A 25382-nucleotide genomic window follows, 5' to 3' on the forward strand; every position below is an offset into this window, starting at 1 on the left:
TTATTTGCGCGTGACTTCGCCGTCGCGGCACAGCAGCGTCGCGGCGACGATGTCGTCGGTCAGGTCGATGTTCAGCGTGCCTTCCTTCGTGACGATCAGCTTCATGAAGTCGAGCAGGTTGCGCGCGTACAGCGCCGACGCGTCCGACGCGACCATCGATGCGAGGTTCGTGTAGCCGGCGATCGTCACGCCGTTGTGCACGATCACCTGGTCGGCGACCGTCAGCGGGCAGTTGCCGCTCTTCCTGCCGTCGAATTCCGGGCCGCGGCCGGCCGCGAGATCGACGAGCACCGAGCCGGGCTTCATCGACTGCGCGGTTTCGACCGAGATCAGCGTCGGCGCCGGGCGCCCGGGAATCAGCGCGGTGGTGATCACGATGTCGGCCTGCTTCGCGCGCTCGTGCACGAGCGCGGCCTGACGGCCGAGCCACGACGGCGGCATCGGGCGCGCATAACCGCCGACACCCTGCGCGGCTTCGCGCTCTTCGTCGGTTTCGAACGGGACATCGAGGAATTTCGCGCCGAGCGACTCGATCTGCTCCTTCACGGCCGGCCGCACGTCGGACGCCTCGATCACCGCGCCCAGCCGCTTCGCGGTCGCGATCGCCTGCAGGCCCGCGACACCCGCGCCGAGAATCAGCACGCGCGCGGCCTTCACCGTGCCCGCGGCGGTCATCAGCATCGGGAAGAAGCGCGGATACAGCGCGGCAGCAACCAGCACGGCCTTGTAGCCCGCGATGTTCGCTTGCGACGACAGCACGTCGAGACTCTGCGCGCGTGTCGTGCGCGGCGCGGCTTCGAGCGCGAAGCCGGTCACGCCGGCTGCCGCGAGTTTCGCCGCCTGCTCGGCATTGAACGGCTCGAGCATGCCGACCAGCACGGAGCCGCGCTTGAGCGATGGCAGTTCGGGGTCGGTGGGCGCCTGGACCTTCAGCACGATGTCGGCATCAAAAGCAGCCGACTGGTCGGTCAATTCGGCACCGGCGGACGCATAGGCTTCGTCGGGATAACTGGCTGCGCTGCCCGCCCCTTTCGCGATACTGACGCGATGGCCGGCAGCCGCGTATTTCTTCACGGTTTCCGGCGTCGCAGCCACACGCGCCTCGTTCGCCCGCGTTTCAGCAGGCACTCCAATATGCATCGTCAGTTCCTCCAGTCATTGTCAGTATTTCTTTTCTTGCAATTTTTACTGCACAACGAGCCGGACAGGCTGACTTACCGGCTCACGAGCAACGGCATTTACGCTGCACTTTAACCGAAAGCGATGGTCGCGCCAGCACATTCCGCACGATCGTGCGCGAATGAGACATTAGCCCGGTCCGCGCCGCCGCGCATCGGCGGGACGGATGATCCGCGAGGGTCGGATTCATCTATCGTCTGATCAGACGGCCGGCAGCGTTCGGGCGCAACCGGTAAAATGCCGATCCATGAAACCCGAAATCTGGACCCCGCATGTGACGGTCGCGGCGCTCGTCGAGCACGCCGGCCGCTTTCTCGTGATCGAGGAAGAAACCTCGACGGGCCTGCGCATCAACCAGCCGGCCGGCCATCTCGAGGCCGGCGAAACGCTGGCCGACGCCGTGATCCGCGAGACGCTCGAGGAAACCGCGCACCCGTTCACGCCCGACGCGCTCGTCGGTGTTTATCTCGCGCACTACGATCGCCCCGGCACCGCCGGTGCGACCTACCTGCGCTTCACGTTCTGCGGCACGGCCGGCGAGCCGGTCGCGGGCCACGCGCTCGACGACGGCATCGTCCGCACGCTGTGGATGACGGCCGACGAACTGCGCGCGTGCAGCGAGCGCCACCGCTCGCCCGCGGTGATGCGCTGCGTCGACGACTATCTCGCCGGGCGGCGCATTCCGCTCGATTTCGTGCACACGCATTCGGTCGCGCCGCGCCCCGAGGCATTCGAACGTCAGGCGGTCAACAAATGAGCAAGCGCCGTGTAGTGGTAGGCATGTCGGGCGGCGTCGATTCGTCGGTGACCGCGTGGCTGCTGAAGGAACAGGGCTACGACGTGGTCGGCCTGTTCATGAAGAACTGGGAAGACGACGACGACGGCGAATACTGCTCGACGCGCCAGGACTGGATCGACGTCGTGTCGGTGGCCGACCTGATCGGCATCGACGTGGAAGCCGTCAACTTCGCCGCCGAATACAAGGACCGCGTGTTCGCCGAGTTCCTGCGCGAATACTCGGCCGGCCGCACGCCGAACCCCGACGTGCTGTGCAATGCCGAGATCAAGTTCAAGGCGTTCCTCGATCACGCGATGTCGCTCGACGCGGAAATGATCGCGACCGGCCACTATGCGCGCGTGCGCGAGCGCGACGGCCGTTTCGAACTGCTGAAGGCCTTCGATCATACGAAAGACCAGTCGTACTTCCTGCACCGGCTGAACCAGGCGCAACTGTCGAAGACGATGTTCCCGCTCGGCGAGATCCCGAAGACGAAGGTGCGCGAAATCGCCGCGCAGATCGGGCTGCCGAACGCGAAGAAGAAGGATTCGACGGGCATCTGCTTCATCGGCGAACGGCCGTTCCGCGATTTCCTGAACCGCTACCTTCCGACGAAACCCGGCCCGATGAAGACGCCCGACGGCAAGGTCGTCGGCAAGCACATCGGCCTCGCGTTCTACACGTTCGGCCAGCGCAAGGGCATCGGCCTCGGCGGCAGCAAGGACGGCAGCGGCGAACCGTGGTTCGTCGCCGCGAAGGACATCGCGTCGAACACGCTGTACGTCGTGCAGGGCCACGATCACCCGTGGCTGCTGTCGCGCGAGCTCGTCGCCGGCAACGTGAGCTGGGTCGCGGGCGAGCCGCCGGCGGAAGGCTTCGCGTGCGGCGCGAAGACACGCTACCGGCAAGCCGATGCGGCGTGCACGTTCGGTCGGGCCGCGATCGGCGGCGCCGCATCCGGTCCGGAAGGCGAAGCACGCTTCTCGCTCGCGTTCGACGACGCGCAGTGGGCCGTCACGCCCGGCCAGTCGGCCGTGCTGTACGACGGCGAGATCTGCCTCGGCGGCGGCATCATCGAATCCGCGGCGACCAGCCCTTCCGCATCGGCGGAAGGTCGCGCCCCGGCGCTCGCCGACGCACGCTGACACATATTCGGTTTAGACTTGCGGCACGCCGCGCCCGGCGGAACACGATTCCGCCGAGGCCGGCAGACCGCCGCGCAGCGCACGCATGGCGGTATTTCAAGATGCAGGGTCTATTCATGTATGGAACGCGCATGCGTTGCCACGAGAAGGGCCGCTCGCGAGGCGCGCGACGCCGCGAATACTGACGTATTCGCAAGGAGCGCAACGCGGCGAGCGGCCCTTCTCGTGGCAACCCCAAATCTAAGTAGATCATTCCACGGGAATGCCCGAAATCGCCCGCATGGCGGTGTCGTTCGTCACTTGTTTGGCTCGGCCAAACGGCGCTCCTCACTCCTTGCCCTGCGGGCGATTTCGGGCATTCGCATGCGCGTTCCATACATGAATAGACCCTAGGAGTCCCCATGCTTTCACGACGCTATCTGGCGATGTGGTGTGCCATCCTGCTGCTCGTCGCAACGGCCGCGCTTGCGTCGATCCACGTGCTTTCCTGGCTGTGGATCATCATCCCCGCCGCCCTCGTCGCGCTCGGCGTGTACGACCTGAACCAGGACCGTCACGCGATCCTGCGCAACTACCCGCTCTGGGGCCACTTCCGCTTCCTGTTCGAGTTCATCCGTCCCGAGATCCGCCAGTACTTCGTCGAGGACGATACCGACGAGAAACCGTTCTCGCGCGCGCAGCGCAGCCTCGTCTACCAGCGCGCGAAGAACGTCGCCGACAATCGCCCGTACGGCACCGAGCTGAACGTGAAGGCCGTCGCGCACGAATGGATCAGCCACTCGCTCGCGCCGACGAAGCTGCCGAACCACGATTTCCGCATCCGCGTCGGTGCGAATCGCGCGCAGCCGTACGACATCTCGATCTTCAACATCTCGGCGATGAGCTTCGGCTCGCTGTCCGCGAACGCGATCCGTTCGCTGAACCTCGGCGCGAAGAAAGGCGGTTTCGCGCACGACACGGGCGAAGGCTCGCTGTCGAAGTACCACCGCGAGAACGGCGGCGACATCATCTGGGAAATCGCGTCGGGCTACTTCGGCTGCCGCAACGACGACGGCACGTTCAACCCCGACAAATTCGCGAAGCAGGCCGCCGACCCGCAGGTCAAGATGATCGAGGTGAAGCTGTCGCAGGGCGCGAAGCCGGGCCACGGCGGCGTGCTGCCGGCCGCGAAGATCACGCCGGAGATCGCCGAGACGCGCGGCGTGCCGATGGGCAAGGACTGCATCTCGCCCGCGACGCACTCGGAGTTCTCGACGCCGCGCGGGCTGCTCGAATTCGTCGAGCGGCTGCGCACGCTGTCGGGCGGCAAGCCGACCGGCTTCAAGCTGTGCGTCGGCCATCCGTGGGAATTCTTCGGGATCGCGAAGGCGATGGTCGAGACGGGCATCGTGCCGGACTTCATCGTCGTCGACGGCGCGGAAGGCGGCACGGGCGCGGCGCCGCTCGAATTCACCGACCACGTCGGCGTGCCGCTGCAGGAAGGGCTGCTGCTCGTGCACAACACGCTGGTCGGGATCGGCGTGCGCGATCGCGTGAAGATCGGCGCGAGCGGCAAGATCATCACCGCGTTCGACGTCGCGCGCACGCTCGCGATCGGCGCGGACTGGGTGAACTCGGCGCGCGGCTTCATGTTCGCGGTCGGCTGCATCCAGGCGCAGACCTGCCACACGGGCCGCTGCCCGACCGGCGTCGCGACGCAGGACCCGGTGCGCCAGCGCGCGCTCGTCGTGCCCGACAAGGCCGACCGCGTGTACAACTTCCACCGCAATACGCTGCACGCGCTGCAGGAACTCGTGCAGGCGGCCGGCCTGTCGCATCCGTCGGAGCTGCGCGCGCATCACATCGTGCAGCGCATCTCGCCGCACGAGGTCCGGCTGATGTCGCAGTTGCTGAAGTACCTGAAGCCCGGCGCGCTGCTCGACGGCAACCATTGCGGCTTCACGCTGTACGACAGCTGGTGGCCGATTGCGCGCAGCGATTCGTTCACGCTCGGCGAGGCCGTGTACGCGTCGATCGAGTGACGCTCGCGGCCGCCCCGCTCCGGTGGCGGCCCGGCAAAAAGAAAAGCGCCCCGCGGGGCGCTTTTCTTTTGTCTGCCGAATGCGTGAACGCTCGAACGCTTGAACGCACGGCCGGCAGCGGCTCAGTTCTGCGGCAGCGTGTCCGCGAACGACTGCCGTTGCTGCAGCTTGACGAAGTGCTTGTCGAGGTTCGGGTGATGCTCGCGCCAGTTCAGTTCGGGCATCCGGAAGTCGAGATAACCGAGCGCGCAGCCGAGTGCGATGTCGGCGAGCGTGTAATGATTACCGACGCACCACGTCTTGCCGCCGAGGCCCTGCGACATCGCGACGAGCGCATCGTCGATCTTGCGCTGCTGGCGCGCGATCCAGCTTGCGCTGCGCTGCACGTCGTCGCGCAGCGTGTATTCGAGACGAATCGCGACGGCCGCGTCGAGCACGCCGTCGCCCAGCGCTTCCCAGCAGCGCACTTCGACGCGCTCGCGGCCCGACGGCGGAATCAGCTTGCCGACCGGCGACAGCGTATCGACGTATTCGCAGATCACGCGGGAATCGAACACCGCGGCACCATCCTCCATCACGAGGCACGGGACCTTGCCGAGCGGATTCGATGCATGAATATCCGTCTCCGGCGCCCACACGTTCTCGAGCTCCAGCTTGTAGTCGATCTTCTTTTCAGCAAGCACGATCCGCGCCTTTCGGACGTACGGGCTGCTGAGCGAACCGATTAATTTCATCATCTGCCTTTTTAAGGGAACCGCCGAGAGTATACGTTGTCGCCGATCATAACCGGGCAGGGTCGCGCGGTAGAAAATCGCCCGGCCGGCCTGTGGATGGTTTGCAACAGCCGCCGCGCGGGCCTGCCGGCGCGGCTCGCGGCCGCCCCTCTCACGCGCCGCGTCCGGCGGCGCTACAATCGCACGATGAATGCGCCCCTCGATACCGCCATCGCCGTCGACGTCTACCGCCAACGCCGTGAACGCGTGCTTGCCGCACTGCGCGCCGCGGGCGGCGGCGTCGCCATCGTCCCCACCGCGCCCGAAATGCTGCGCAACCGCGATACGGCCTACCCGTACCGGCACGACAGCTACTTCCATTACCTGACGGGCTTCACCGAGCCGGATGCCGTGCTCGTGCTGAACGCGGCCGCGCCGCACGGCGCGCCGGAGTCGATCCTGTTCTGCCGCGGCAAGAATCCCGACCGCGAGATCTGGGAAGGTTTCCACTACGGCCCCGAAGCCGCGCGCGACGCGTTCGGCTTCGACGCGGCGTTCGCGGTCGACGTGATCGACACCGAGATGCCGCGCCTGCTCGCCGACGCGGGCACCGTGCACTACCGGTTCGGCGCATCGGCCGACTTCGAACGCCAGCTCGCCGGCTGGCTCGACGCGGTGCGCGCGCTGGCGCGCACGGGTGTCGCCGCGCCGGACGCGATGCTCGACCTCACGCCGCTCGTCGACGACATGCGGCTCGTGAAGGACGAACACGAACTCGCGATCATGATGCGCGCCGCGCACATCTCCGCGCTCGCGCACCGCCGCGCGATGCAGGTGTGCCGCCCCGGCATCCGCGAATACGAACTCGAGGCCGAGCTGCTGTATCTGTTCCGCAAGCACGGCGCGCAGGCGCCCGCGTACGGCTCGATCGTCGCGGCCGGCGCGAATGCGTGCGTGCTGCACTACCCGGCCGGCAACGCGGCCGCGAAGGACGGCGACCTGATCCTGATCGACGCCGCATGCGAACTCGACGGCTACGCGTCGGACATCACGCGCACGTTCCCGGCCAACGGGCGCTTCTCGCCCGCGCAGCGCACGCTGTACGACATCGTGCTCGCCGCGCAGCAGGCCGCGATCGACGCGACGCGCGCGGGCGTGCCGTTCGAGGCGCCGCACGACGCGGCCGTGCGCGTGCTCGCGCAGGGGCTGCTCGACACCGGCATCATCCCGAAAACACGCTTCTCGAACGTCGACGACGTGATCGCCGAGCGCGCATACACGCGCTTCTACATGCACCGCACGGGCCACTGGATCGGGATGGACGTGCATGACTGCGGCGACTACCGCGAGCGGCTCGCCGAGCGCGACGGCAACGGCGCGCTGCCGTGGCGCACGCTGAAGCCCGGCATGACGCTGACGGTCGAGCCCGGCCTGTATGTGCGGGCAGCCGACGACGTGCCGCCCGAGTACTGGAACATCGGCATCCGCATCGAGGACGACGCGATCGTGCGCGAGCACGGCTGCGAGCTGATCACGCGCGGTGTGCCCGTCGCCGCGGACGAGATCGAAGCGCTGATGCGCGCAGGCGCGGCGCACGGCGCATGACCGGCCGCCGCCTGTTCGTCGCGCCGCCGTCGACCCGCCGTCGACCGTTATTTCCGTATCACGAATCAAGATGACGACCGCTTCCTCCCCGGCCACGCCGGACTACGACCTCGCCATCGTCGGCGCCGGCCCCGTCGGGCTCGCGCTCGCCGGCTGGCTCGCGCGCCGCAGCGCAACCCAACACGCGTCGATCGCGCTGATCGATGCACGCGAACCGGTCGCGAGCGTGAACGACCCGCGCGCGATCGCCGTCTCGCACGGCAGCCGCGTGCTGCTCGACACGCTCGCGTGGCCCGCCGACGCGACGCCGATCGAACATATCCACGTGTCGCAGCGCGGCCATTTCGGCCGCACGCTGATCGACCGCGACGAGCACGACCTTGCCGCACTCGGTTATGTCGTGCGCTACGGCTCGCTCGTGCAGGCGCTCGCGGGCGCCGTGCGCGGCACGCGCGTCGACTGGCTCACGTCGACCACCGCGCGCGCGCCGCAGCAGGATGCCGACGGCGTCACGCTGACGCTCGACGGCCCGCAAGGCGAGCGCACACTGCGCGCGCGCATCGTCATCAACGCGGAAGGCGGGCTGTTCCACGAACAGGCGGCCGACGCCGGCCAGCAGCGCCGTGACTACGGGCAGACCGCGCTCGTCGGCACGGTCACGGTCTCGGTGCCACGCCCGAACGTAGCATGGGAGCGCTTCACGCACGAAGGCCCGCTCGCGCTGCTGCCGCTCGGCGGGCCGCGCCAGGCCGACTACGCGCTCGTCTGGTGCTGCACGCCCGACGAAGCGGCGCGCCGCGCCGCGCTGCCCGACGACGCGCTCCTGCGCGAGCTCGGCAGCGCGTTCGGCGAACGCATGGGCCAATTCGTCGCGATCGCGGGCCGCGCGGCGTTCCCGCTCGGCCTGAACGCCGCGCAGACGCTCGTCAGCGGCCGCGTCGCGATCGTCGGCAATGCCGCGCAAACCCTGCACCCCGTCGCGGGCCAGGGGCTCAACCTCGGGCTGCGCGATGCGCATACGCTGGTCGACACGCTGTCCGCGCAAGGCCTCGAAGCGACCGCGCTCGCGGCCTTCAATGCACGCCGCGCGCTCGACCGGCGCTTCACGATCGGCGCGACCGACACGCTTGCGCGCCTGTTTACGATCGACTCGGGCCCGCTCCCGCTGCTGCGCGGCGCCGCGCTCACCGCGCTCGAATTCGTGCCGCCGCTCAAGAAGGTGATCGCGCGCCAGATGATGTTCGGCCAGCGCAACTGACGCGCGGCGCACCTCCGGGTGCGCCCGGCCGGACCACGCAAACCGGGTCAAATCGGCGGGGCATGGGAATACGGTAAAATGCGCGTTTTCCGTCCGCCCTTTTCATGCCCGCACCTGTCGCGGGCGGTGCCATTGCGATGCCCGTTATCGGCTCTCACGTATTGCGTAACAACCTGTTCGTCGCACCGATGGCCGGCGTGACGGATCGTCCGTTCCGCCAGCTGTGCAAGCAGCTGGGGGCCGGTTACGCCGTGTCCGAGATGGTCGCGTCCAACGCGCAGCTGTGGAAAAGCGCGAAGACGATGCGGCGCGCGAACCACGAAGGCGAGGTCGAGCCGATCGCGGTGCAGATCGCGGGCGCCGATCCGGCGATGATGGCTGAAGCGGCCCGCTACAACGTCGACAACGGCGCGCAGATCATCGACATCAACATGGGCTGCCCGGCGAAGAAGGTCTGCAACGTCGCGGCCGGTTCCGCGCTGCTGCAGAACGAGCCGCTCGTGCAACGGATCGTCGAGGCCGTCGTCGCGGCGGTCGGCACGGGGCCCGATGCAGTGCCCGTCACGCTGAAGATCCGCACCGGCTGGGACCGCGAGCACAAGAACGCGATCACGGTCGCGCGCCTGGCCGAAGCCGCCGGCATCTCGATGCTGACCGTGCACGGCCGCACGCGCGCCGACCTGTACCGCGGCGACGCCGAATACGAAACCATCGCGGCCGTGAAGGCGGCCGTCGGGATTCCGGTCGTCGCGAACGGCGACATCACGTCGCCCGCGAAGGCGAAGGCCGTGCTCGACGCAACGGGCGCCGACGCACTGATGATCGGTCGCGCCGCGCAAGGCCGGCCGTGGTTGTTCCGCGAAATCGATCATTTCCTGCAAACTGGCGAGTTGCTGCCCCCGCCGCGGATCGACGAGATCCAGCACGTGATGAACGAACACCTGGAAGACCACTACGCTTTCTATGGTGAATTCACGGGAGTCCGTACTGCGCGCAAGCACATCGGCTGGTACACTCGCGGCCTTTCCGGTGCCAACGGGTTCCGGCACAGGATGAACACGCTCGATTCCACCCGCGAGCAACTCGCCGCCGTCAATGAATTCTTCGAGGCGCAAAAAGCGCTGTCGGACCATCTCGTCTATGTCGATGACGAAGAGGAAAACGGCCAGGGCGAGTCGGACGACCATAACCAGTTAGCAGCATGAGCAAGCACAACATCGAACAATGTGTCCGCGAGAGCCTGGACGTGTATTTCCGGGATCTAGACGGCTCCAATCCGCACGACGTCTATGAAATGGTGATGTCCTGCGTCGAAAAGCCGATGCTCGAGGTCGTGCTCGTACAGGCAGGCGGCAACCAGTCGCTCGCCGCGGAGTACCTCGGCATCAATCGCAATACGCTGCGCAAGAAGCTGCAGCAGCACGGCCTGCTGTAGCCGGCCGTCCCGTCCCCGTTTCCCTGGCTATTGGTGGTTCCATCATGATCAAGCAAGCGCTCATTTCCGTTTCCGACAAGACCGGCATCGTCGACTTCGCGAAGTCGCTGTCCGACCTCGGCGTCAAGCTGCTGTCGACGGGCGGCACCGCGAAACTGCTCGCCGACGCGGGCCTGCCCGTTACCGAAGTGGCCGACTACACGGGCTTTCCGGAAATGCTCGATGGGCGCGTGAAGACGCTCCACCCGAAGGTGCACGGCGGCATCCTCGCCCGCCGCGACCTGCCCGAGCACATGCAGGCGCTGGAACAGCACGGCATCCCGACGATCGACCTGCTCGTCGTGAACCTGTATCCGTTCGTCGCGACGATCGCGAAGGACGACTGCACGCTCGCCGACGCGATCGAGAACATCGACATCGGCGGCCCGACGATGCTGCGCTCGGCCGCGAAGAACCATCGCGACGTGACGGTCGTCGTCGATCCGGCCGACTACGCGGTCGTGCTCGATGAAATGAAGGCGAACGGCAACGCGGTCGGCTACGCGACCAACTTCCGCCTCGCGACGAAGGTGTTCGCGCACACCGCGCAATACGACGGCGCGATCACGAACTACCTGACGAGCCTGACCGACGAGCTGCAGCACGCATCGCGCAACGCGTACCCGGCGACGCTGAACATCGCGTTCGACAAGGTGCAGGACCTGCGCTACGGCGAGAACCCGCACCAGAGCGCGGCGTTCTACCGCGACATCGCGCCGCAAGCCGGCGCGCTCGCGAACTACCGCCAGCTGCAGGGCAAGGAACTGTCGTACAACAACATCGCGGATTCGGACGCGGCGTGGGAATGCGTGAAGACGTTCGACGCGCCGGCCTGCGTGATCATCAAGCATGCGAACCCGTGTGGCGTCGCGGTCGGCAACGACTCGGCCGACGCTTACGCGAAGGCGTTCCAGACCGACCCGACCTCCGCATTCGGCGGCATCATCGCGTTCAACCGCGAAGTCGACGAAGCGGCCGCTCAGGCTGTCGCGAAGCAGTTCGTCGAAGTGCTGATCGCACCGTCGTTCTCCGACGCCGCGAAGCAGGTGTTCACCGCGAAGCAGAACGTGCGCCTGCTCGAAATCGCGCTCGGCGACGGTCATAACGCATTCGACCTGAAGCGCGTGGGCGGCGGCCTGCTCGTGCAGTCGCTCGACTCGAAGAACGTGCAGCCGCACGAGCTGCGCGTCGTCACGAAGCGCCAGCCGACGCCGAAGGAAATGGACGACCTGCTGTTCGCGTGGCGCGTCGCGAAGTACGTGAAGTCGAACGCGATCGTGTTCTGCGGCAACGGCATGACGCTCGGCGTCGGCGCGGGCCAGATGAGCCGCGTCGATTCCGCGCGCATCGCGAGCATCAAGGCACAGAATGCAGGCCTGACGCTGGCCGGCTCGGCCGTCGCGTCGGATGCGTTCTTCCCGTTCCGCGACGGCCTCGACGTCGTCGTGGCAGCCGGCGCGACCTGCGTGATCCAGCCGGGCGGCTCGATGCGCGACGACGAAGTGATCGCCGCGGCCGACGAGCACAACATCGCGATGATCCTGACGGGCGTGCGCCACTTCCGTCACTGATCGCACACGGCCCGCGCGGCCGCTGTACGCAAGCCCGGCGGCGTCGCACCCGCCGGGTTTTTTATTGCGCGACGCCCCGGCGCGCGACCCTGCTGCCGGGTCGCCGCACCATTCGTTGTAGTATCGCTGCATCAGGCAACTCTCCTCACTCATGCGAATTCTCGGCATCGACCCTGGCCTGCGCGTCACCGGCTTCGGCGTCATCGACGTCAGCGGCCACCAGCTCGCCTATGTCACGAGCGGCGTGATCCGCACGCCGACGGCCGACCTGGCCACCCGGCTCGGCACGATCTTCCAGGGCGTCTCGACGATCGTGCGCGAACATGCGCCCGACCAGGCCGCGATCGAAAAGGTGTTCGTCAACGTGAACCCGCAGTCGACGCTGCTGCTCGGCCAGGCGCGCGGCGCCGCGATCTGCGGCCTCGTCGCGGGCGGCCTGCCCGTCGCCGAATACACGGCGCTGCAGCTCAAGCAGGCCGTCGTCGGCTACGGCCGCGCGACCAAGACGCAGATGCAGGAAATGGTCACGCGGCTGCTCAATCTCTCCGGACAACCGGGCTCCGACGCGGCCGACGCGCTCGGCATGGCGATCTGCCATGCGCACGGCGGCACGACGCTCAGCACGCTCGGCGGCCTCGCGCCGGCGCTCGCGAAGAAGGGGCTGCGCGTGCGGCGCGGGCGGCTGGTGGGCTGACACCGGCACATGCCGTCGCCCGGCACGCCGGATCGACCGTCTTGACCGCGCACGGCGCGTGCACGACACGCATTGCTTCGGCCTGACGGCCGATCCCGTCGGTATTGCGCCGCGCGTGCGCTACACTCGCGCTTTCTTCCTCGCATCCCGTCCCCCATGATCGGTCGCATCGCCGGCATCCTGCTCGAAAAGAATCCGCCTCACCTGCTCGTCGACTGCAACGGCGTCGGCTACGAAATCGACGTGCCGATGAGCACCTTCTACAACCTGCCTCAAACAGGCGAGCGCGTCGTGCTGCTCACGCAGCAGATCGTCCGGGAGGACGCGCACCTGCTGTACGGCTTCCTGACGCTGCAGGAGCGCACGACCTTCCGCGAGCTGCTGAAGATCACCGGCATCGGCGCGCGCATGGCGCTCGCCGTGCTGTCCGGCATGAGCGTGCAGGAGCTCGCGCAGGCCGTGACGATGCAGGACGCCGCGCGCCTCACGCGCCTGCCCGGCATCGGCAAGAAGACGGCCGAGCGCCTGCTGCTCGAACTGAAGGGCAAGCTCGGTGCCGATCTCGGCGCGCTCGCCGGCGCCGCATCGCCGTCCGACCACGCGACCGACATCCTCAACGCGCTGCTCGCGCTCGGCTACTCCGAAAAGGAAGGCCTCGCCGCGATCAAGAACGTGCCGGCCGGCACCGGCGTGTCCGAAGGCATCAAGCTTGCGCTGAAGGCGCTGTCGAAGGCGTAACGCGCGGCCAGACCGGCTGTTGAAGTCAGTGTCGCGCGGCCGCGCGGTGCTCGCCAGTCGGCCGTTTGGTCAAGGGCCTGCTCCCGCTAATAACGGGCTTGCGAACGAGCCTTGCCGGCCGTAGTGCAAGGAGCAAGGAGCGCCGTTTGGCCGAGCCAAACAAGCAACGCGCGACGCCGCAATACGGCCGGCAAGGCTCGTTCCCCTGTTTGGAAAAATTCATTCGTGGGGCTGGCCACCAGAAGGGCCGATCGCTGCGTCATGCTCCTTGCGAATACGTCGAGTATTCGCTTCGTCGCAATCCTTGCGCTCGGCCCTTCTGGTGGCCAGCGCAAGCCCGTTATTAGCGGGAGCAGGCCCTGGGCGGGACCACGCCGCGCGGTACAATGGCCGCATGATTGAAACCGACAAACTCGCCACCGAGCAGCGGATCATCGCCGCCACGCCCGCCTCGTCGCACGAGGAGGTGTTCGAACGTGCGCTGCGGCCGCGCCAGCTCGACGACTACGTCGGCCAGGAAAAGGTGCGCGGCCAGCTCGAGATCTTCATCGAAGCCGCCAAGCGCCGCTCGGAGCCGCTCGACCACGTGCTGCTGTTCGGGCCGCCCGGTCTCGGCAAGACGACGCTCGCGCACATCATCGCGCGCGAGATGGGCGTGAACCTGCGCCAGACGTCGGGCCCCGTGCTCGAACGCGCCGGCGATCTCGCCGCGCTGCTGACGAACCTCGAAGCGAACGACGTGCTGTTCATCGACGAGATCCACCGGCTGTCGCCGGTCGTCGAGGAAATCCTGTATCCGGCACTCGAGGATTACCAGATCGACATCATGATCGGCGAAGGCCCGGCCGCGCGCAGCGTGAAGCTCGACCTGCAGCCGTTCACGCTCGTCGGTGCAACCACCCGCGCCGGGATGCTGACCAACCCGCTGCGCGACCGGTTCGGGATCGTTGCGCGGCTCGAGTTCTACGACGCCGAGCAACTGTCGCGCATCGTGCGACGCTCGGCGTCGCTGCTGAACGCGCAGATCGATCCGAACGGCGCGCTGGAAATCGCGAAGCGCGCGCGCGGTACGCCGCGGATTGCGAACCGGCTGCTGCGCCGCGTGCGTGACTTCGCGGAAGTGAAGGCCGACGGCCAGATCACCGCGGCCGTCGCCGATGCCGCGCTCGCGATGCTCGACGTCGATCCGGTCGGCTTCGACCTGATGGACCGCAAGCTGCTCGAGGCGATCCTGTACAAGTTCGACGGCGGCCCGGTCGGCCTCGACAACCTCGCGGCGGCGATCGGCGAGGAGCGCGACACGATCGAGGACGTGATCGAACCGTACCTGATCCAGCAGGGCTTCCTGCAGCGCACGCCGCGCGGGCGCGTCGCGACGCTGCTCACCTATCGCCACTTCGGGCTCTCCGTGCCCGACACCGGCCGCGCCGAACGCGGCGCGTGGGATGTCCCCGACGGGAAGTAGCCCGTCGCCCGAGCCGTACCTGCCATGACGACGCCGCCCAGCCGCCACCCCGCCGCACCCGCACCGGGCCCGCGCTGGGCCGAGCCGATCCGCAAGCGGCTCGTGGCCGGCATCACGCACCTGACGGCGGGCGGCGGCGGCCCGTCGCTCGACCTCTCTTCGCCACCCGGAGATCCGGGGCTGTTCGGCCCCGACGCCGTCTGCTGGCGCGTGCATGCCGACTTCACGTCGATGATGACTGGCGGCATCGCCGCGCTGCTGCTGCAGGCGCTCCATCCGCTCGCACTCGCGGGCGTGTGGGATCACTCGTCGTTTCGCACCGACATCCTCGGCCGCTTGCGGCGCACCGCCACGTTCATCACGGGCACGACGTTCGGCAGTCGCGCGGACGCACTCGCGCTGATCGAACGCGTGAAAGCGATCCACGCGCGCATAGCGGGTACCGCACCCGACGGTCGGCCATACCGCGCCGACGATCCGGCGTTGCTGACCTGGGTGCATATCGCCGAAGTATCGAGCTTCCTCGCCGCGCATCTGTGCTACGTGAATCCGGCGCTGCCGGGCGAATTGCAGGACCGCTATTACGCCGAAACGGCATTGATCGCCGAACTGCTCGGCGCACACGAGGTGCCCCGCTCGCGCGCCGAGGTCGCTGCCTATCTCGCGCGCATGCAGCCCGAACTCGAGGCCGGGCCGCATACCTTCGAAGTGATGTCCATCCTGCTGAATGTGCCGGTCGCGACACCCGCGCTGCGGCCGGCCGCGTCGCTGGTGATGCATGCCGGGATCGACCTGCTGCCGCCGTGGGCACAGCGCATGCTCGGCGTGTCGACGTTCGCGCCGTTGCGTCGCGCGGTGGTCCGGCCCGGCGTACGGACCGTCGCCCCCGTGCTGCGCTGGGCGCTCGTCAACGGCGCGTCGAAACGCGCGCGCCGCCGCGCAACTGCGACACCGGTCGACGGCGATCCGCCAGCCTGACGATCAGCTTCCTCAGAACATTTCAATTAACTGTCAAATTCATGTGACAAGCTGACGGGCTCGCACCCGCGCACGGTCACACGTCCTGTACGTCCCGCATGTCCGTTACCCGCGTGGTGTCCTGCCAACCCGACCGACACCCGATGCCCGCGATGCCACGCCTGCCGATCCGTTTCGCCCTTGCCGCCAGCCTGTCCGCCGTCTTCGCCCTGACCGCCTGCGGCGGCGACGATGTCACCGCCGTCGCGCGCACGGACGCGCAAACGCCGTCCGGCGGCACGACGACAACGCCCGCCCCCACGCCGCCCGCCACCGTCACGCCGCAACCGGGCAAGTGGAAGGCCGCCCGCGCGGGCGACCTGATCGACGTGACGCTCGGCGATCTCCATCCGACGCAGGGCGCGATCGGCTACGACCAGATCTATTACAAGCTCGGCCGCTACGAACTGCAGCCCGACAAGAAATTCGACGACTTCTGCGCGGACGAAGGGCTCGGCGGCGTCGCATCGAGCGGCTACACGGCCAAATCGTCGCTGCGCGAACCCGCGAGCTACGCGTGTTCGACGACCGACGCGAACGCCCGCGACCGCTCGGTGCTGAACCCCGTCGTGATCGGCCCGAACGGCGATGCGCTGTACCTGACCGACGGCCACCACGGCCTGTCGACCTACTACGAAACACCCGACGGCGGCCCGGCGCTGCACGTGCACGTCGTCGTCAAGGACAACCTGAGCGACTACTCGGGCGACGCGTTCTGGCAGCAGATGCAAAACCGCGGCTATGTGCGCCTGAAGAATGGCGAAGGCAAACCGATCACGGTCGCGCAGCTGCCGACCGGGCTCGGCCTGAAGCTCGGGATGACGAACGACCGCTACCGGTCGCTCGTCTATTTCACGCGCGACATCGGCTACAGCAAGCCCGCGCAAGGCACCGACTACCTCGAGTTCTACTGGTCCGACTGGCTGCGCGCGCAGCCGGGCACGTTCTCGCTCGCCGGCTACGACCTGACGCGCGCCGGTGCGACCGACCCCGATCCGGCGAAGGCCGACACGGGCTACCTGAACGCGGTCTGGAATGCGTCGACGCGCATGGTCGCGGCCACGGACCCGGTGATCGACGGCAAGACGGGCGCCGACCTCGGGCGCGCGGATGCGATCAACGGCGGGAAGAAATACAACAAGGGGGAATTCGACAAGCTGCGCCAGCCGATCACGGCCGACAAGCCCGGCAAGATCGCATACGCGCTCGACTACAAGGCGCGCCACGGGCTGCCGCAGTAAGGATCACGCTCGAAGGGGAAGCCCGGCCGGCCGTACCGGGCGGGCCCTCACACTCAGTCAGAGTACCTTGCGATACCCGTCGTCGTCGCTCTCGGCATCGAGGTGCGACACGTCAGCCCACTGCACGACGTGCGCGCGGCCGTCCACGTAATCGACGACGTTGATGCTGGTGTTGAGCAACTGATAGTTGCGCGGTGCGGACAGATCGAGCCCGTTCGCGAAGCGATACACACTGTCGAGCACGCCGCCGTGCGCGACGCACGCGATCCGACCGCCCGGATGCGCGGCGACGATCGGCTCGAGCGCATGCAGCACGCGGTGATAGAACGCGCGCTGCGACTCGCCGCCTTCCGGCGCGAAGCCCGGATCACGCGTCTGCCAGGCCGCGTACGCGTCCGGAAACAGCGCCTCGATCTCGGTGCTGTCGTGCCCCTGGAACGCGCCGTACGAGCGCTCGCGCAACCCTTCACGCAGCAGCAGCGGCAACCCGAGCGCGTCGGCAAAGGGCAAAGCGGTCTGCTGCGCGCGCATCAGGTCGCTCGAATACACCGCGTCGATGCGCGCACCGTCACGCGTTTCGCGTGCGAGCCGCGCGGCCAGCCGTTGCGCCTGCGCGAGCCCCGAGTCGGCCAGCGGGATGTCGATATGGCCCTGGATGCGTTTGATGCGGTTCCAGGCCGTCTCGCCATGGCGAATGAAAAGAATCTGCGTGGTGGCCATCGCGGTGCGTCTCCGGGAAAGAATCAGGGCCGCACTTGCAGCCAGAACGTCACGGGGCCGTCGTTGACGAGCGACACCTGCATGTCGGCGCCGAACTCGCCCGTCTCGACGACCGGATGGCGCGCACGCGCGGCCGCGACGAAGTAGTCGAACAGCCGCGCGCCTTCGTCGGGCGGTGCGGCCGGCGTGAAGCTCGGACGCAGCCCGCTGTTGGTATCGGCCGCCAGCGTGAACTGCGACACGAGCAGCAGGCCGCCCGCGCGGCCCTCGCCGTCGATGTTCGACACCGGGAGGTTCATCTTGCCGGCCGCATCGCTGAACACGCGGTAGCCAAGCATCTTCGCCAGCAGCTTGTCGGCCGCCGCGTCGGTGTCGCCGCGCTCCGCACAGACGAGCGCGAGCAGGCCCGCGCCGATCTCGCCCGTCGTGCGCTCGCCGACGCGCACGTCGGCGCGCTTCACGCGCTGGATCAGCGCGATCATGCGGTCAGCGTGACGCGCGCGAAGCGGCGCTTGCCGACCTGCACGACGAACTCGCCGGCCTCGACCTTCAGGCCCTTGTCCGACACGATCGCGCCGTCGATCTTCACGCCGCCCTGCTCGATGTTGCGCAGTGCCTCGCTCGTCGACGGCACGAGGCCGGCCTGCTTCAGCAACTGGCCGATCGCCAGCGGTGCGCCGGCGAGCGTGACCGACGGAATATCGTCCGGCACACCGCCCTTCGCGCGGTGGTTGAAGTCCTCGAGCGCACGCTCGGCGTCGGGCTGCGAATGGAACCGCGCGACGATTTCCTGCGCGAGCAGCACCTTGAAATCGCGCGGGTTGCGGCCGCCTTCGGCCTCGCGCTTGAAGCCGGCGATCTCGTCCAGGCTGCGGAACGACAGCAGTTCGAAGTAACGCCACATCAGCGTGTCCGAAATGCTCATCAGCTTGCCGAACATGTCGGTCGGCTTCTCGCTGATGCCGACATAGTTGCCCTTCGACTTCGACATCTTCTCGACGCCGTCGAGGCCTTCGAGCAGCGGCATCGTCAGGATGCACTGCTGTTCCTGGCCGTATTGCTTCTGCAGTTCGCGGCCGACCAGCAGGTTGAACTTCTGGTCGGTGCCGCCGAGTTCGAGATCGGCGTTCAGCGCGACCGAATCGTAGCCCTGCATCAGCGGGTACAGGAATTCGTGGATCGAGATCGGCACGCCGCCCTGGAAGCGCTTCGTGAAATCCTCGCGCTCGAGAATCCGCGCGACCGTGTAGCGCGACGCGAGCTTGATCATCCCGTCCGCGCCGAGCGGCATCGACCATTCGCTGTTGTAGCGGATCTCGGTCTTTTCGCGATCGAGCACGAGCGCGGCCTGCTCGAAGTAGGTCTTCGCGTTCGACTCGATCTGCTCGCGCGTGAGCGGCGGGCGCGTCGCGTTGCGGCCCGACGGATCGCCGATCAGCGACGTGAAATCGCCGATCAGGAAGATCACCGTGTGGCCGAGGTCCTGCAGCTGGCGCATCTTGTTCAGCACGACCGTATGGCCGATGTGGATGTCGGGCGCGGTCGGGTCGAGGCCGAGCTTGATGCGAAGCGGCGTGCCGGTGGCCGCGCTGCGCGCGAGCTTCTGCGCGAACTCTTCCTCGATCAGCAGCTCGTCGACGCCGCGCTTCGTGACGGCGAGCGCATGCCGGACTTCGTCGGTGATCGGGAAAACAGGCTTGGAACTGGGTTCGGTGCTCATCGGTGCCAGGAAGAATGTCGCAAAAACAGGGATTTTCCCATAACTTGCGCGCGCATCGCTTAACGACGCGTCACGTTACGCGGATAATCGGGCGCAAGACGCGCGGCACCGGCCCGCGCCGCATGATCGAGGAGAACCCAACGTGCCGCAACGACCTCCGCAAAACGCCCATCCGGCCGACGGCATCTACTTCGGGCTGATGTCGGGAACCAGCATGGACGGCGTCGACGGTGTCGCCGTGCGTTTCGAGACCGGCAAGGCGCCGGTCGTACTCGCGGAAGCGTTCGTCGGATTCGCGCAATCGTTGCGCGACGCGCTGTTCGCGCTGCAACAGCCCGGCGACAACGAGATCGACCGCGAATCGCTCGCGGCCAACGCGCTCGTCACGCGCTATGCGGTGTGCTGCCACGAACTGCAGCGCACGGCCGGGCTGTCGCGCGACCAGATCCGCGCGATCGGCGTGCACGGCCAGACGGTGCGCCATCGCCCCGAGCGCGGTTATACGCGGCAGCTCAACAATCCGGCGCTGCTCGCCGAGCTGACCCATGTCGACGTGATCGCCGATTTCCGCAGCCGCGACGTCGCCGCAGGCGGCCACGGCGCGCCGCTCGCGCCGGCGTTCCATACGACGGTATTCGGTGCGCCGGGCGAGACGCGCGTCGTCTGCAATCTCGGCGGGATCAGCAACATCACGATCCTGCCCGGCGAAGGCGGCGACGTGCGCGGCTTCGACTGCGGCCCCGCGAATGCGCTGATCGACGAATGGGCGACCCGCCATCTCGGCAAGCCGTACGACGACGGCGGCAAGTTCGCCGCGCGCGGCACCGTGCACGCGCCGCTGCTCGACGCGCTGCTCGACGAGCCGTATTTCGCCGCGCCGCCGCCGAAAAGCACCGGACGCGACCTGTTCAACCCCGCGTGGCTCGACGCGAAGCTCGCCGCGTTCGCACAGGTCGCGCCGGAGGACGTGCAGGCGACCCTCACGGCGCTCACCGCCGTGTCGGTCGCGCGCGAGATCGCGCAGCACGCCGCCAGCTGCAAGGCCGTCTTCGTGTGCGGCGGCGGCGCGCGCAACCCGGTGCTGCTCGACGCGCTCAGGCAAGCGCTGCGCGAGGCCGGCGTGCCGGCCACGGTCGATACGACGGCCGCGCTCGGCGTGCCGCCTCAACAGGTCGAGGCGCTCGCGTTCGCGTGGCTCGCGTACCGCTTCACCGCGCGCCAGCCCGGCAATCTCGCGACGGTCACCGGTGCGGCCGGCGACCGCGTGCTCGGCGCGCTCTATCCGCGCTGATTCGAATCCAGCCGCGCGGCGCTCGCCGCGTATGGGCGCAAAAAAACGGGGCATGAAGCCCCGTTTTTCATTCCGGCGAACCGGAAGGAATCTGCCGTGCGCTCAGACCGAGAACGACGAACCGCACCCGCAGGTGGTGCTCGCGTTCGGGTTCTTGATCACGAACTGGGCGCCGTTGAGGTCGTCCTTGTAGTCGATCTCGGCGCCGACCAGGTACTGGTAGCTCATCGAGTCGATCAGGAGCTGGACGCCGTTCTTGTTCATCACGGTGTCGTCCTCGTTGACTTCCTCGTCGAACGTGAAGCCATACTGGAAGCCGGAGCAGCCGCCACCCTGCACGAACACGCGCAGCTTCAGGTCGGGATTGCCCTCTTCGTCGATCAGTTGCTTGACCTTGTCGGCCGCGGCGTCGGTGAAGACGAACGGAACCGGCATTTCGGCCGTCGTTGCTGCGGATTCGGTAACAGCGTTCATTGCGAACTCTCCAAAAAGCTTTAGCCGCTATTGTAGGGCCGATCAGAAGATCGTGCTGAAGTCCATGAAATCAATAGGTTCTTGTCGATTTCATCAAACGTGCCCGGGCGGACCGCCGCTGCACGGGCTGCAAGCGGACATAAAAAAACCGCCAGCGTGAAAGCTGGCGGTTTTTCCGGCGGACGCCGCCCGAAAGCGGCGAGGCCATGAAGCGGAATTAACGCTTCGAGAACTGCTTGGCGCGGCGTGCCTTGCGCAGACCGACCTTCTTACGCTCGACTTCACGCGCATCGCGCGTCACGAAGCCTGCGCTCGACAGCGACGGCTTGAGCGTCGCATCGTAGTCGATCAGTGCACGGGTGATGCCGTGGCGCACTGCGCCTGCCTGACCCGTTTCACCGCCACCATTCACGTTCACCTTGATGTCGAACGTCTGGCCGTGGTTCGTGAGTTCCAGCGGTTGACGCACGATCATCAGCGACGTTTCGCGCGAGAAGTAGTCAGCGATGGGCTTGCCGTTGACGACGATGTCGCCCTTGCCAGCCTTGATGAAGACACGTGCGACTGCGCTCTTGCGGCGGCCCGTACCGTAGTTCCAGTTACCGATCATGTGGGTCCCCTTAGATCTCGAGCGCCTTCGGCTGTTGAGCCGAATGCGGATGCGTCGCTTCTGCGTAGACCTTCAGCTTCTTGATCATCGCGTAGCCGAGCGGGCCCTTCGGCAGCATGCCCTTGACCGCTTTCTCGAGCGCGCGGCCCGGGAAGCGTTCCTGCATCTTGCCGAACGTCGTTTCATAGATACCGCCCGGGTAGCCCGAGTGACGGTAGTACTTCTTGTCCAGCGTCTTGTTGCCCGTGACCTTCAACTTGCTCGCGTTGACGATGATGATGAAATCACCAGTGTCGACGTGCGGGGTGAACTCAGGCTTGTGCTTGCCGCGCAGACGGCGTGCCACTTCGCTGGCAACACGGCCGAGAACCTTATCCGTCGCGTCAATCACGTACCATTCGCGCGTCACCTCATGGGCTTTTGCGGAAAACGTCTTCATGATCGATCCAAAAAAAATGCTTTGCCCGATGTGTTCGTCCTGCTTGTCTGTGTGCGCTTCGAGGCGCGGTGCAGGCTCTCCCTGTTCTTTTTCCGTGGGCATGAATGCGGAAAAGCCCTGAATTATAAAGGAAATACGGCGACGCGGTCAAAGGGAATCCACGTCCCGTGTCCGCGGCGCCCGAAATGGGCCAAAATTCGTTCGTGCCCCGACAAGCCAGGCGATCCGAGCGCCCGGGGAGGCACCCATCGACGTGCGGCACCTGACCTTGCCGCGCCAGACCGGCCGAACACGGAAAACAACAAACAAGCATGATGAAACAACGACTTACACCCTTCTTCGCGGCCACGCTGGTGGCCACCGCGGCGCCTGCCGTCGCCGCCCACGCCAGTTGCGAAGCCAAGCTCGACGCGCTCGATGCGCGCATTGCCGAAGCCCGGACCGCCCATGCCGAGGATCGCGTCGCCCGCCTGCGCGCGGTGCGCGAACGCGTACGCCACTTCTGCGCACGCGGCCACGGCCATGCGTCGGCCGTCCACGCGCCGGCGCCTGATGCACGCTCGCGCGGCACCGCGCCCGACGCGACGTCGCAGCCGGCCGCCCGGCAGCCCGCCTGACGATGCCGGGGCGCGCAAACCGCGCGACGATGTTTGCATGGGACGAAAAAAAGCCCGAACGGCTGGTTCGGGCTTAATCCACCTAAGGAGGAGGGTGGAGGAGACATGCGGAGGTTGCCGCAGCGCGACAACCAATGAGGCTCATTATACGAACGCGCCGCTGACTTCACAAGAAAATTTGCATTACGAAATCAAACACCATGATGTGAAATTTATGACAAGGCGTCTCGAAAAAGCATTTCTTCTTTGAAATCAGTGGCATAAGACCCGATAACACCGTCGCAAATCCGCCCCGCCTAGAGTAAAACCCCTAAAAACAGCAAGGAAATTGTCGTCCGACGCGCTGCCGCGCCGCGCCCGCCCGGGTCCGGCATTTCACGTCGTGCGGTGCATCAGCCGAGCGTTGCGCTGCGGGCTACAATGCCGGATCGAATCCGAATCAGGCAACGCTGGAGTGCAAGCATGGAATGCAAAGTAAGCTGGATGGGTCAGGACGGCATGGCGTTTTCCGCCGAGACCGGAAGCGGGCACCTCGTCGCGATGGACGGCGCGCCCGAAGGCGGCGGCCACAACCTCGCGCCGCGCCCGATGGAAATGGTGCTGCTCGGCACCGGCGGCTGCACGGCCTATGACGTCGTGCTGATCCTGAAGAAGAGCCGCCAGGAAGTCACCGGCTGCTCGGTCACGCTGAAGGCCGAGCGCGCGAGCGAAGATCCGAAGGTGTTCACGAAGGTGCACTTCCACTTCACCGTCACCGGCCGCAACCTGAGCCCGGCCACGGTCGAGCGCGCGATCAACCTGTCGCACGACAAGTATTGCTCGGCATCGATCATGATCGCGAAGACGGCCGAACTCACGCACTCGTTCGACATCGTCGCCGCCTGAACCCACGGCGCGTGCGATGAAAAAAGGGCCGGCGCTCCGCAAGGAGACGCCGGCCCTTTCGCATTCGAACGGCAAAGCAGGCCGATAAGCCGGATTCTGTGCACGCTGCGCGCCGAAGCGCACAGCGCGTGGCAGCCATTCCTCTAGGCGCGCCATTGCTGACGCGCTCAAGCTTCCTACCCGCAGACGAGACGGGGGCCCCGTCCTGCATCCGAAAATGCGCGCCTGCCTACTTGGAATTGCTCCGGGTGGAGGTTACCGTGCCGGCGAACGTCGCCGTCGCCGCGGTGCGCTCTTACCGCACCGTTTCACCCTTACCTGATCCCGGCTTGCGCCGGGCCATCGGCGGTTTGCTTTCTGTTGCCCTGTTCCGCGTGTCGCCACGGATGGCCGTTAGCCATCACCCTGCCCTGTGGAGTCCGGACTTTCCTCGCCCCCGCGCGCCCGAAGGCGGCGAGGCCGCGACTGCCTGGCCTGCTTTGCGACGCGCATTCTAGCACTGCGCGACGCGGCCGGGCTCAGCGTCATGCGCAAGCCGCGGCGCGGACGAGTCGATCCGCGCGAAATCCGCCGCCCCGCTGCCGGCCGTGTGGCCGGCTTCGCGCGGCGGCGCACCGGTCACGCGAGTTTCCAGCCGATCGTCTCGCCGCCGCGCAACGGCACGACCGGCGTATCGCCCGCGAAGATCTCGCGCGGCAGCTCCCACGCCTCGCGGCGCAGCGTCACAGTCTCGGCGCTGCGCGGCAGCCCGTAGAAATCGGCGCCGAAGAAGCTCGCGAAACCTTCCAGCTTGTCGAGCGCGCCGGCGTGGTCGAACGCTTCCGCATACAGCTCGAGCGCGTGCAGCGCCGTGTAGCAGCCCGCGCAGCCGCACGCGGTTTCCTTCGCGTCGCGTGCATGCGGCGCGCTGTCGGTGCCGAGGAAGAAGCGCGGGTTGCCCGACGTCGCGGCTTCGACCAGCGCGACGCGATGCGTCTCGCGCTTCAGCACGGGCAAACAGTAGTAATGCGGGCGAATCCCGCCGACGAACAGCGCGTTGCGGTTGTACAGCAGGTGATGCGCGGTGATCGTCGCGCCGAGCAGGCCGGGCGCGGCGTCGGCATCGCGCACGTAGTCGGCCGCGTCCTTCGTGGTGATGTGCTCGAACACGACCTTCAGGCCCGGGAAATCGCGGCGCAGCGGCGTCATCACGCGGTCGATGAAGACCTTCTCGCGGTCGAACAGGTCGATCGACGCATCGGTCACCTCGCCGTGCACGAGCAGCGGCATGCCGGTTTCCTGCATCGCCTCGAGCGTCTTCGCGCATTTCGCGAGATCGGTGACGCCGTGGTCGGAATTCGTCGTCGCGCCGGCCGGGTACAGCTTCACGCCGTGCACGAAGCCGCTTTCGCGCGCGCGGCGGATCTCGTCGGGCGGCGTGTTGTCGGTCAGGTACAGCGTCATCAGCGGTTCGAACGTCATCCCGGCCGGCAGCGCGGCCAGGATGCGCTCGCGATAGGCCTGCGCCTGCGCAGTGGTCGTCACCGGCGGTTTCAGGTTCGGCATGACGATCGCGCGGCCGAACTGGCGTGCGGTGTGCGGCAGCACGGCGGCCAGCATGTCGCCGTCTCGCAGGTGCAGGTGCCAGTCGTCGGGACGGGCGAGCGAGAGCGTCGCCGGGGAGGAAGCGTTCGAGGCAGTCATAGGAGGCATCGTGAGGAACGTGCTGGCCATCGGCGGGGCCGGAA

General features: G+C 67.1%; 25 protein-coding genes and 1 other RNA gene. 16 read left to right on the forward strand and 10 right to left on the reverse strand.

All coding sequences use genetic code 11. The annotated features are described in order from the left end of the window. Window positions 1-1140 carry a Re/Si-specific NAD(P)(+) transhydrogenase subunit alpha gene (locus ACTRWB_RS14715; protein WP_193097644.1) on the reverse strand — a complete coding sequence of 380 codons (1140 nt, stop codon included), beginning with the start codon at window positions 1138-1140 and terminating at the stop codon, window positions 1-3. Window positions 1141-1426: 286 nt separating this feature from the next. On the opposite strand from ACTRWB_RS14715, the gene ACTRWB_RS14720 reads away from it, so the two are divergent. The 3 genes from ACTRWB_RS14720 (at window position 1427) to ACTRWB_RS14730 (ending at window position 5123) form a co-directional block, all read left to right on the forward strand. Next, window positions 1427-1936: an NUDIX hydrolase gene (locus ACTRWB_RS14720; RefSeq protein ID WP_047899825.1), complete on the forward strand. Its 510-nt coding sequence runs from the start codon at window positions 1427-1429 to the stop codon at window positions 1934-1936. Continuing rightward, window positions 1933-3102, forward strand: coding sequence for a tRNA 2-thiouridine(34) synthase MnmA (gene mnmA, locus ACTRWB_RS14725; protein WP_446902308.1), 1170 nt, complete (start codon window positions 1933-1935; stop codon window positions 3100-3102). Before ACTRWB_RS14720 ends, mnmA begins: the two co-directional genes overlap by 4 nt. Before the next feature lie 401 nt (window positions 3103-3503). Continuing rightward, the gene (locus ACTRWB_RS14730; protein ID WP_419686236.1) at window positions 3504-5123 is read left to right on the forward strand and encodes an FMN-binding glutamate synthase family protein; all 1620 of its coding nucleotides are present in this window, start codon (window positions 3504-3506) and stop codon (window positions 5121-5123) included. A gap of 122 nt (window positions 5124-5245) precedes the next feature. Here the strand turns inward: ACTRWB_RS14730 and ACTRWB_RS14735 are convergent, their stop codons facing one another. Beyond that, entirely contained in the window at window positions 5246-5857 is a 612-nt protein-coding gene (locus ACTRWB_RS14735; RefSeq protein WP_048251619.1) for a glutathione S-transferase family protein, read from the reverse strand. 186 nt (window positions 5858-6043) lie between these two features. Between ACTRWB_RS14735 and ACTRWB_RS14740 the strand changes: the two genes are divergently transcribed. The 10 genes from ACTRWB_RS14740 (at window position 6044) to ACTRWB_RS14785 (ending at window position 16899) form a co-directional block, all read left to right on the forward strand. Beyond that, complete coding sequence (locus ACTRWB_RS14740) at window positions 6044-7441, forward strand: aminopeptidase P N-terminal domain-containing protein (protein WP_193097641.1); 1398 nt, start codon at window positions 6044-6046, stop codon at window positions 7439-7441. 70 nt (window positions 7442-7511) lie between these two features. Next, window positions 7512-8699 (forward strand): UbiH/UbiF/VisC/COQ6 family ubiquinone biosynthesis hydroxylase, encoded by a 1188-nt coding sequence (locus ACTRWB_RS14745; RefSeq protein ID WP_446902309.1) that lies wholly within the window; start codon window positions 7512-7514, stop codon window positions 8697-8699. A gap of 137 nt (window positions 8700-8836) precedes the next feature. Then, window positions 8837-9904, forward strand: coding sequence for a tRNA dihydrouridine synthase DusB (gene dusB / locus ACTRWB_RS14750; protein ID WP_446902310.1), 1068 nt, complete (start codon window positions 8837-8839; stop codon window positions 9902-9904). Further along, window positions 9901-10134, forward strand: a complete 234-nt coding sequence (locus tag ACTRWB_RS14755) for a Fis family transcriptional regulator (protein ID WP_006476892.1) — start codon at window positions 9901-9903, stop codon at window positions 10132-10134. The genes dusB and ACTRWB_RS14755 overlap by 4 nt, the downstream gene beginning before the upstream one ends. A gap of 44 nt (window positions 10135-10178) precedes the next feature. Further along, window positions 10179-11744, forward strand: a complete 1566-nt coding sequence (purH, locus tag ACTRWB_RS14760; protein ID WP_129513725.1) for a bifunctional phosphoribosylaminoimidazolecarboxamide formyltransferase/IMP cyclohydrolase — start codon at window positions 10179-10181, stop codon at window positions 11742-11744. Between the two features lie 151 nt (window positions 11745-11895). Next, window positions 11896-12438 (forward strand): crossover junction endodeoxyribonuclease RuvC, encoded by a 543-nt coding sequence (ruvC, locus tag ACTRWB_RS14765; protein WP_048251609.1) that lies wholly within the window; start codon window positions 11896-11898, stop codon window positions 12436-12438. Between the two features lie 156 nt (window positions 12439-12594). Continuing rightward, window positions 12595-13176, forward strand: coding sequence for a Holliday junction branch migration protein RuvA (gene ruvA, locus ACTRWB_RS14770; RefSeq protein ID WP_129513724.1), 582 nt, complete (start codon window positions 12595-12597; stop codon window positions 13174-13176). A gap of 394 nt (window positions 13177-13570) precedes the next feature. After that, window positions 13571-14641, forward strand: coding sequence for a Holliday junction branch migration DNA helicase RuvB (ruvB, locus tag ACTRWB_RS14775; protein WP_343492939.1), 1071 nt, complete (start codon window positions 13571-13573; stop codon window positions 14639-14641). 24 nt (window positions 14642-14665) lie between these two features. Next, complete coding sequence (locus ACTRWB_RS14780) at window positions 14666-15619, forward strand: oxygenase MpaB family protein (RefSeq protein ID WP_446902311.1); 954 nt, start codon at window positions 14666-14668, stop codon at window positions 15617-15619. 152 nt (window positions 15620-15771) lie between these two features. Continuing rightward, a complete protein-coding gene (locus ACTRWB_RS14785) occupies window positions 15772-16899 on the forward strand; it encodes a ParB/Srx family N-terminal domain-containing protein (RefSeq protein WP_446902312.1) in 1128 nt (375 codons plus the stop codon). A gap of 57 nt (window positions 16900-16956) precedes the next feature. On the opposite strand, the gene ACTRWB_RS14790 is transcribed toward ACTRWB_RS14785, so the two are convergent. From ACTRWB_RS14790 to tyrS, 3 genes are read right to left on the reverse strand one after another with little or no spacing between them, the layout of a single operon-like run. Then, window positions 16957-17619 (reverse strand): histidine phosphatase family protein, encoded by a 663-nt coding sequence (locus ACTRWB_RS14790; protein WP_446902313.1) that lies wholly within the window; start codon window positions 17617-17619, stop codon window positions 16957-16959. Between the two features lie 23 nt (window positions 17620-17642). Then, window positions 17643-18101, reverse strand: a complete 459-nt coding sequence (gene dtd / locus ACTRWB_RS14795) for a D-aminoacyl-tRNA deacylase (RefSeq protein ID WP_048251602.1) — start codon at window positions 18099-18101, stop codon at window positions 17643-17645. Next, the gene (tyrS, locus tag ACTRWB_RS14800) at window positions 18098-19339 is read right to left on the reverse strand and encodes a tyrosine--tRNA ligase (RefSeq protein ID WP_129513720.1); all 1242 of its coding nucleotides are present in this window, start codon (window positions 19337-19339) and stop codon (window positions 18098-18100) included. The genes dtd and tyrS overlap by 4 nt, the downstream gene beginning before the upstream one ends. A gap of 142 nt (window positions 19340-19481) precedes the next feature. On the opposite strand from tyrS, the gene ACTRWB_RS14805 reads away from it, so the two are divergent. Continuing rightward, window positions 19482-20630 (forward strand): anhydro-N-acetylmuramic acid kinase, encoded by a 1149-nt coding sequence (locus ACTRWB_RS14805; RefSeq protein WP_446902314.1) that lies wholly within the window; start codon window positions 19482-19484, stop codon window positions 20628-20630. A 102-nt stretch (window positions 20631-20732) separates the two neighbouring features. On the opposite strand, the gene erpA is transcribed toward ACTRWB_RS14805, so the two are convergent. The 3 genes from erpA to rplM form a co-directional block, all read right to left on the reverse strand. Next, window positions 20733-21104, reverse strand: a complete 372-nt coding sequence (gene erpA, locus ACTRWB_RS14810; protein ID WP_011350956.1) for an iron-sulfur cluster insertion protein ErpA — start codon at window positions 21102-21104, stop codon at window positions 20733-20735. Window positions 21105-21321: 217 nt separating this feature from the next. Further along, on the reverse strand, window positions 21322-21714 hold the full coding sequence (rpsI, locus tag ACTRWB_RS14815; RefSeq protein WP_048251223.1) for a 30S ribosomal protein S9: 393 nt from the start codon (window positions 21712-21714) through the stop codon (window positions 21322-21324). A 10-nt stretch (window positions 21715-21724) separates the two neighbouring features. Continuing rightward, on the reverse strand, window positions 21725-22153 hold the full coding sequence (gene rplM / locus ACTRWB_RS14820) for a 50S ribosomal protein L13 (protein WP_041490553.1): 429 nt from the start codon (window positions 22151-22153) through the stop codon (window positions 21725-21727). Between the two features lie 311 nt (window positions 22154-22464). Between rplM and ACTRWB_RS14825 the strand changes: the two genes are divergently transcribed. Both ACTRWB_RS14825 and ACTRWB_RS14830 read left to right on the forward strand, forming a co-directional pair. Beyond that, window positions 22465-22770 (forward strand): hypothetical protein, encoded by a 306-nt coding sequence (locus tag ACTRWB_RS14825; protein ID WP_446902315.1) that lies wholly within the window; start codon window positions 22465-22467, stop codon window positions 22768-22770. 420 nt (window positions 22771-23190) lie between these two features. Further along, window positions 23191-23655 (forward strand): OsmC family protein, encoded by a 465-nt coding sequence (locus ACTRWB_RS14830; protein WP_193097634.1) that lies wholly within the window; start codon window positions 23191-23193, stop codon window positions 23653-23655. A gap of 69 nt (window positions 23656-23724) precedes the next feature. On the opposite strand, the gene rnpB is transcribed toward ACTRWB_RS14830, so the two are convergent. Beyond that, an RNA gene (gene rnpB, locus ACTRWB_RS14835) (RNase P RNA component class A) lies at window positions 23725-24136 on the reverse strand. A 137-nt stretch (window positions 24137-24273) separates the two neighbouring features. Then, a complete protein-coding gene (gene pyrC, locus ACTRWB_RS14840) occupies window positions 24274-25338 on the reverse strand; it encodes a dihydroorotase (protein WP_027788369.1) in 1065 nt (354 codons plus the stop codon). Window positions 25339-25382: the final 44 nt, after the last annotated feature.

This window comes from Burkholderia sp. YIM B11467 (assembly GCF_052952715.1).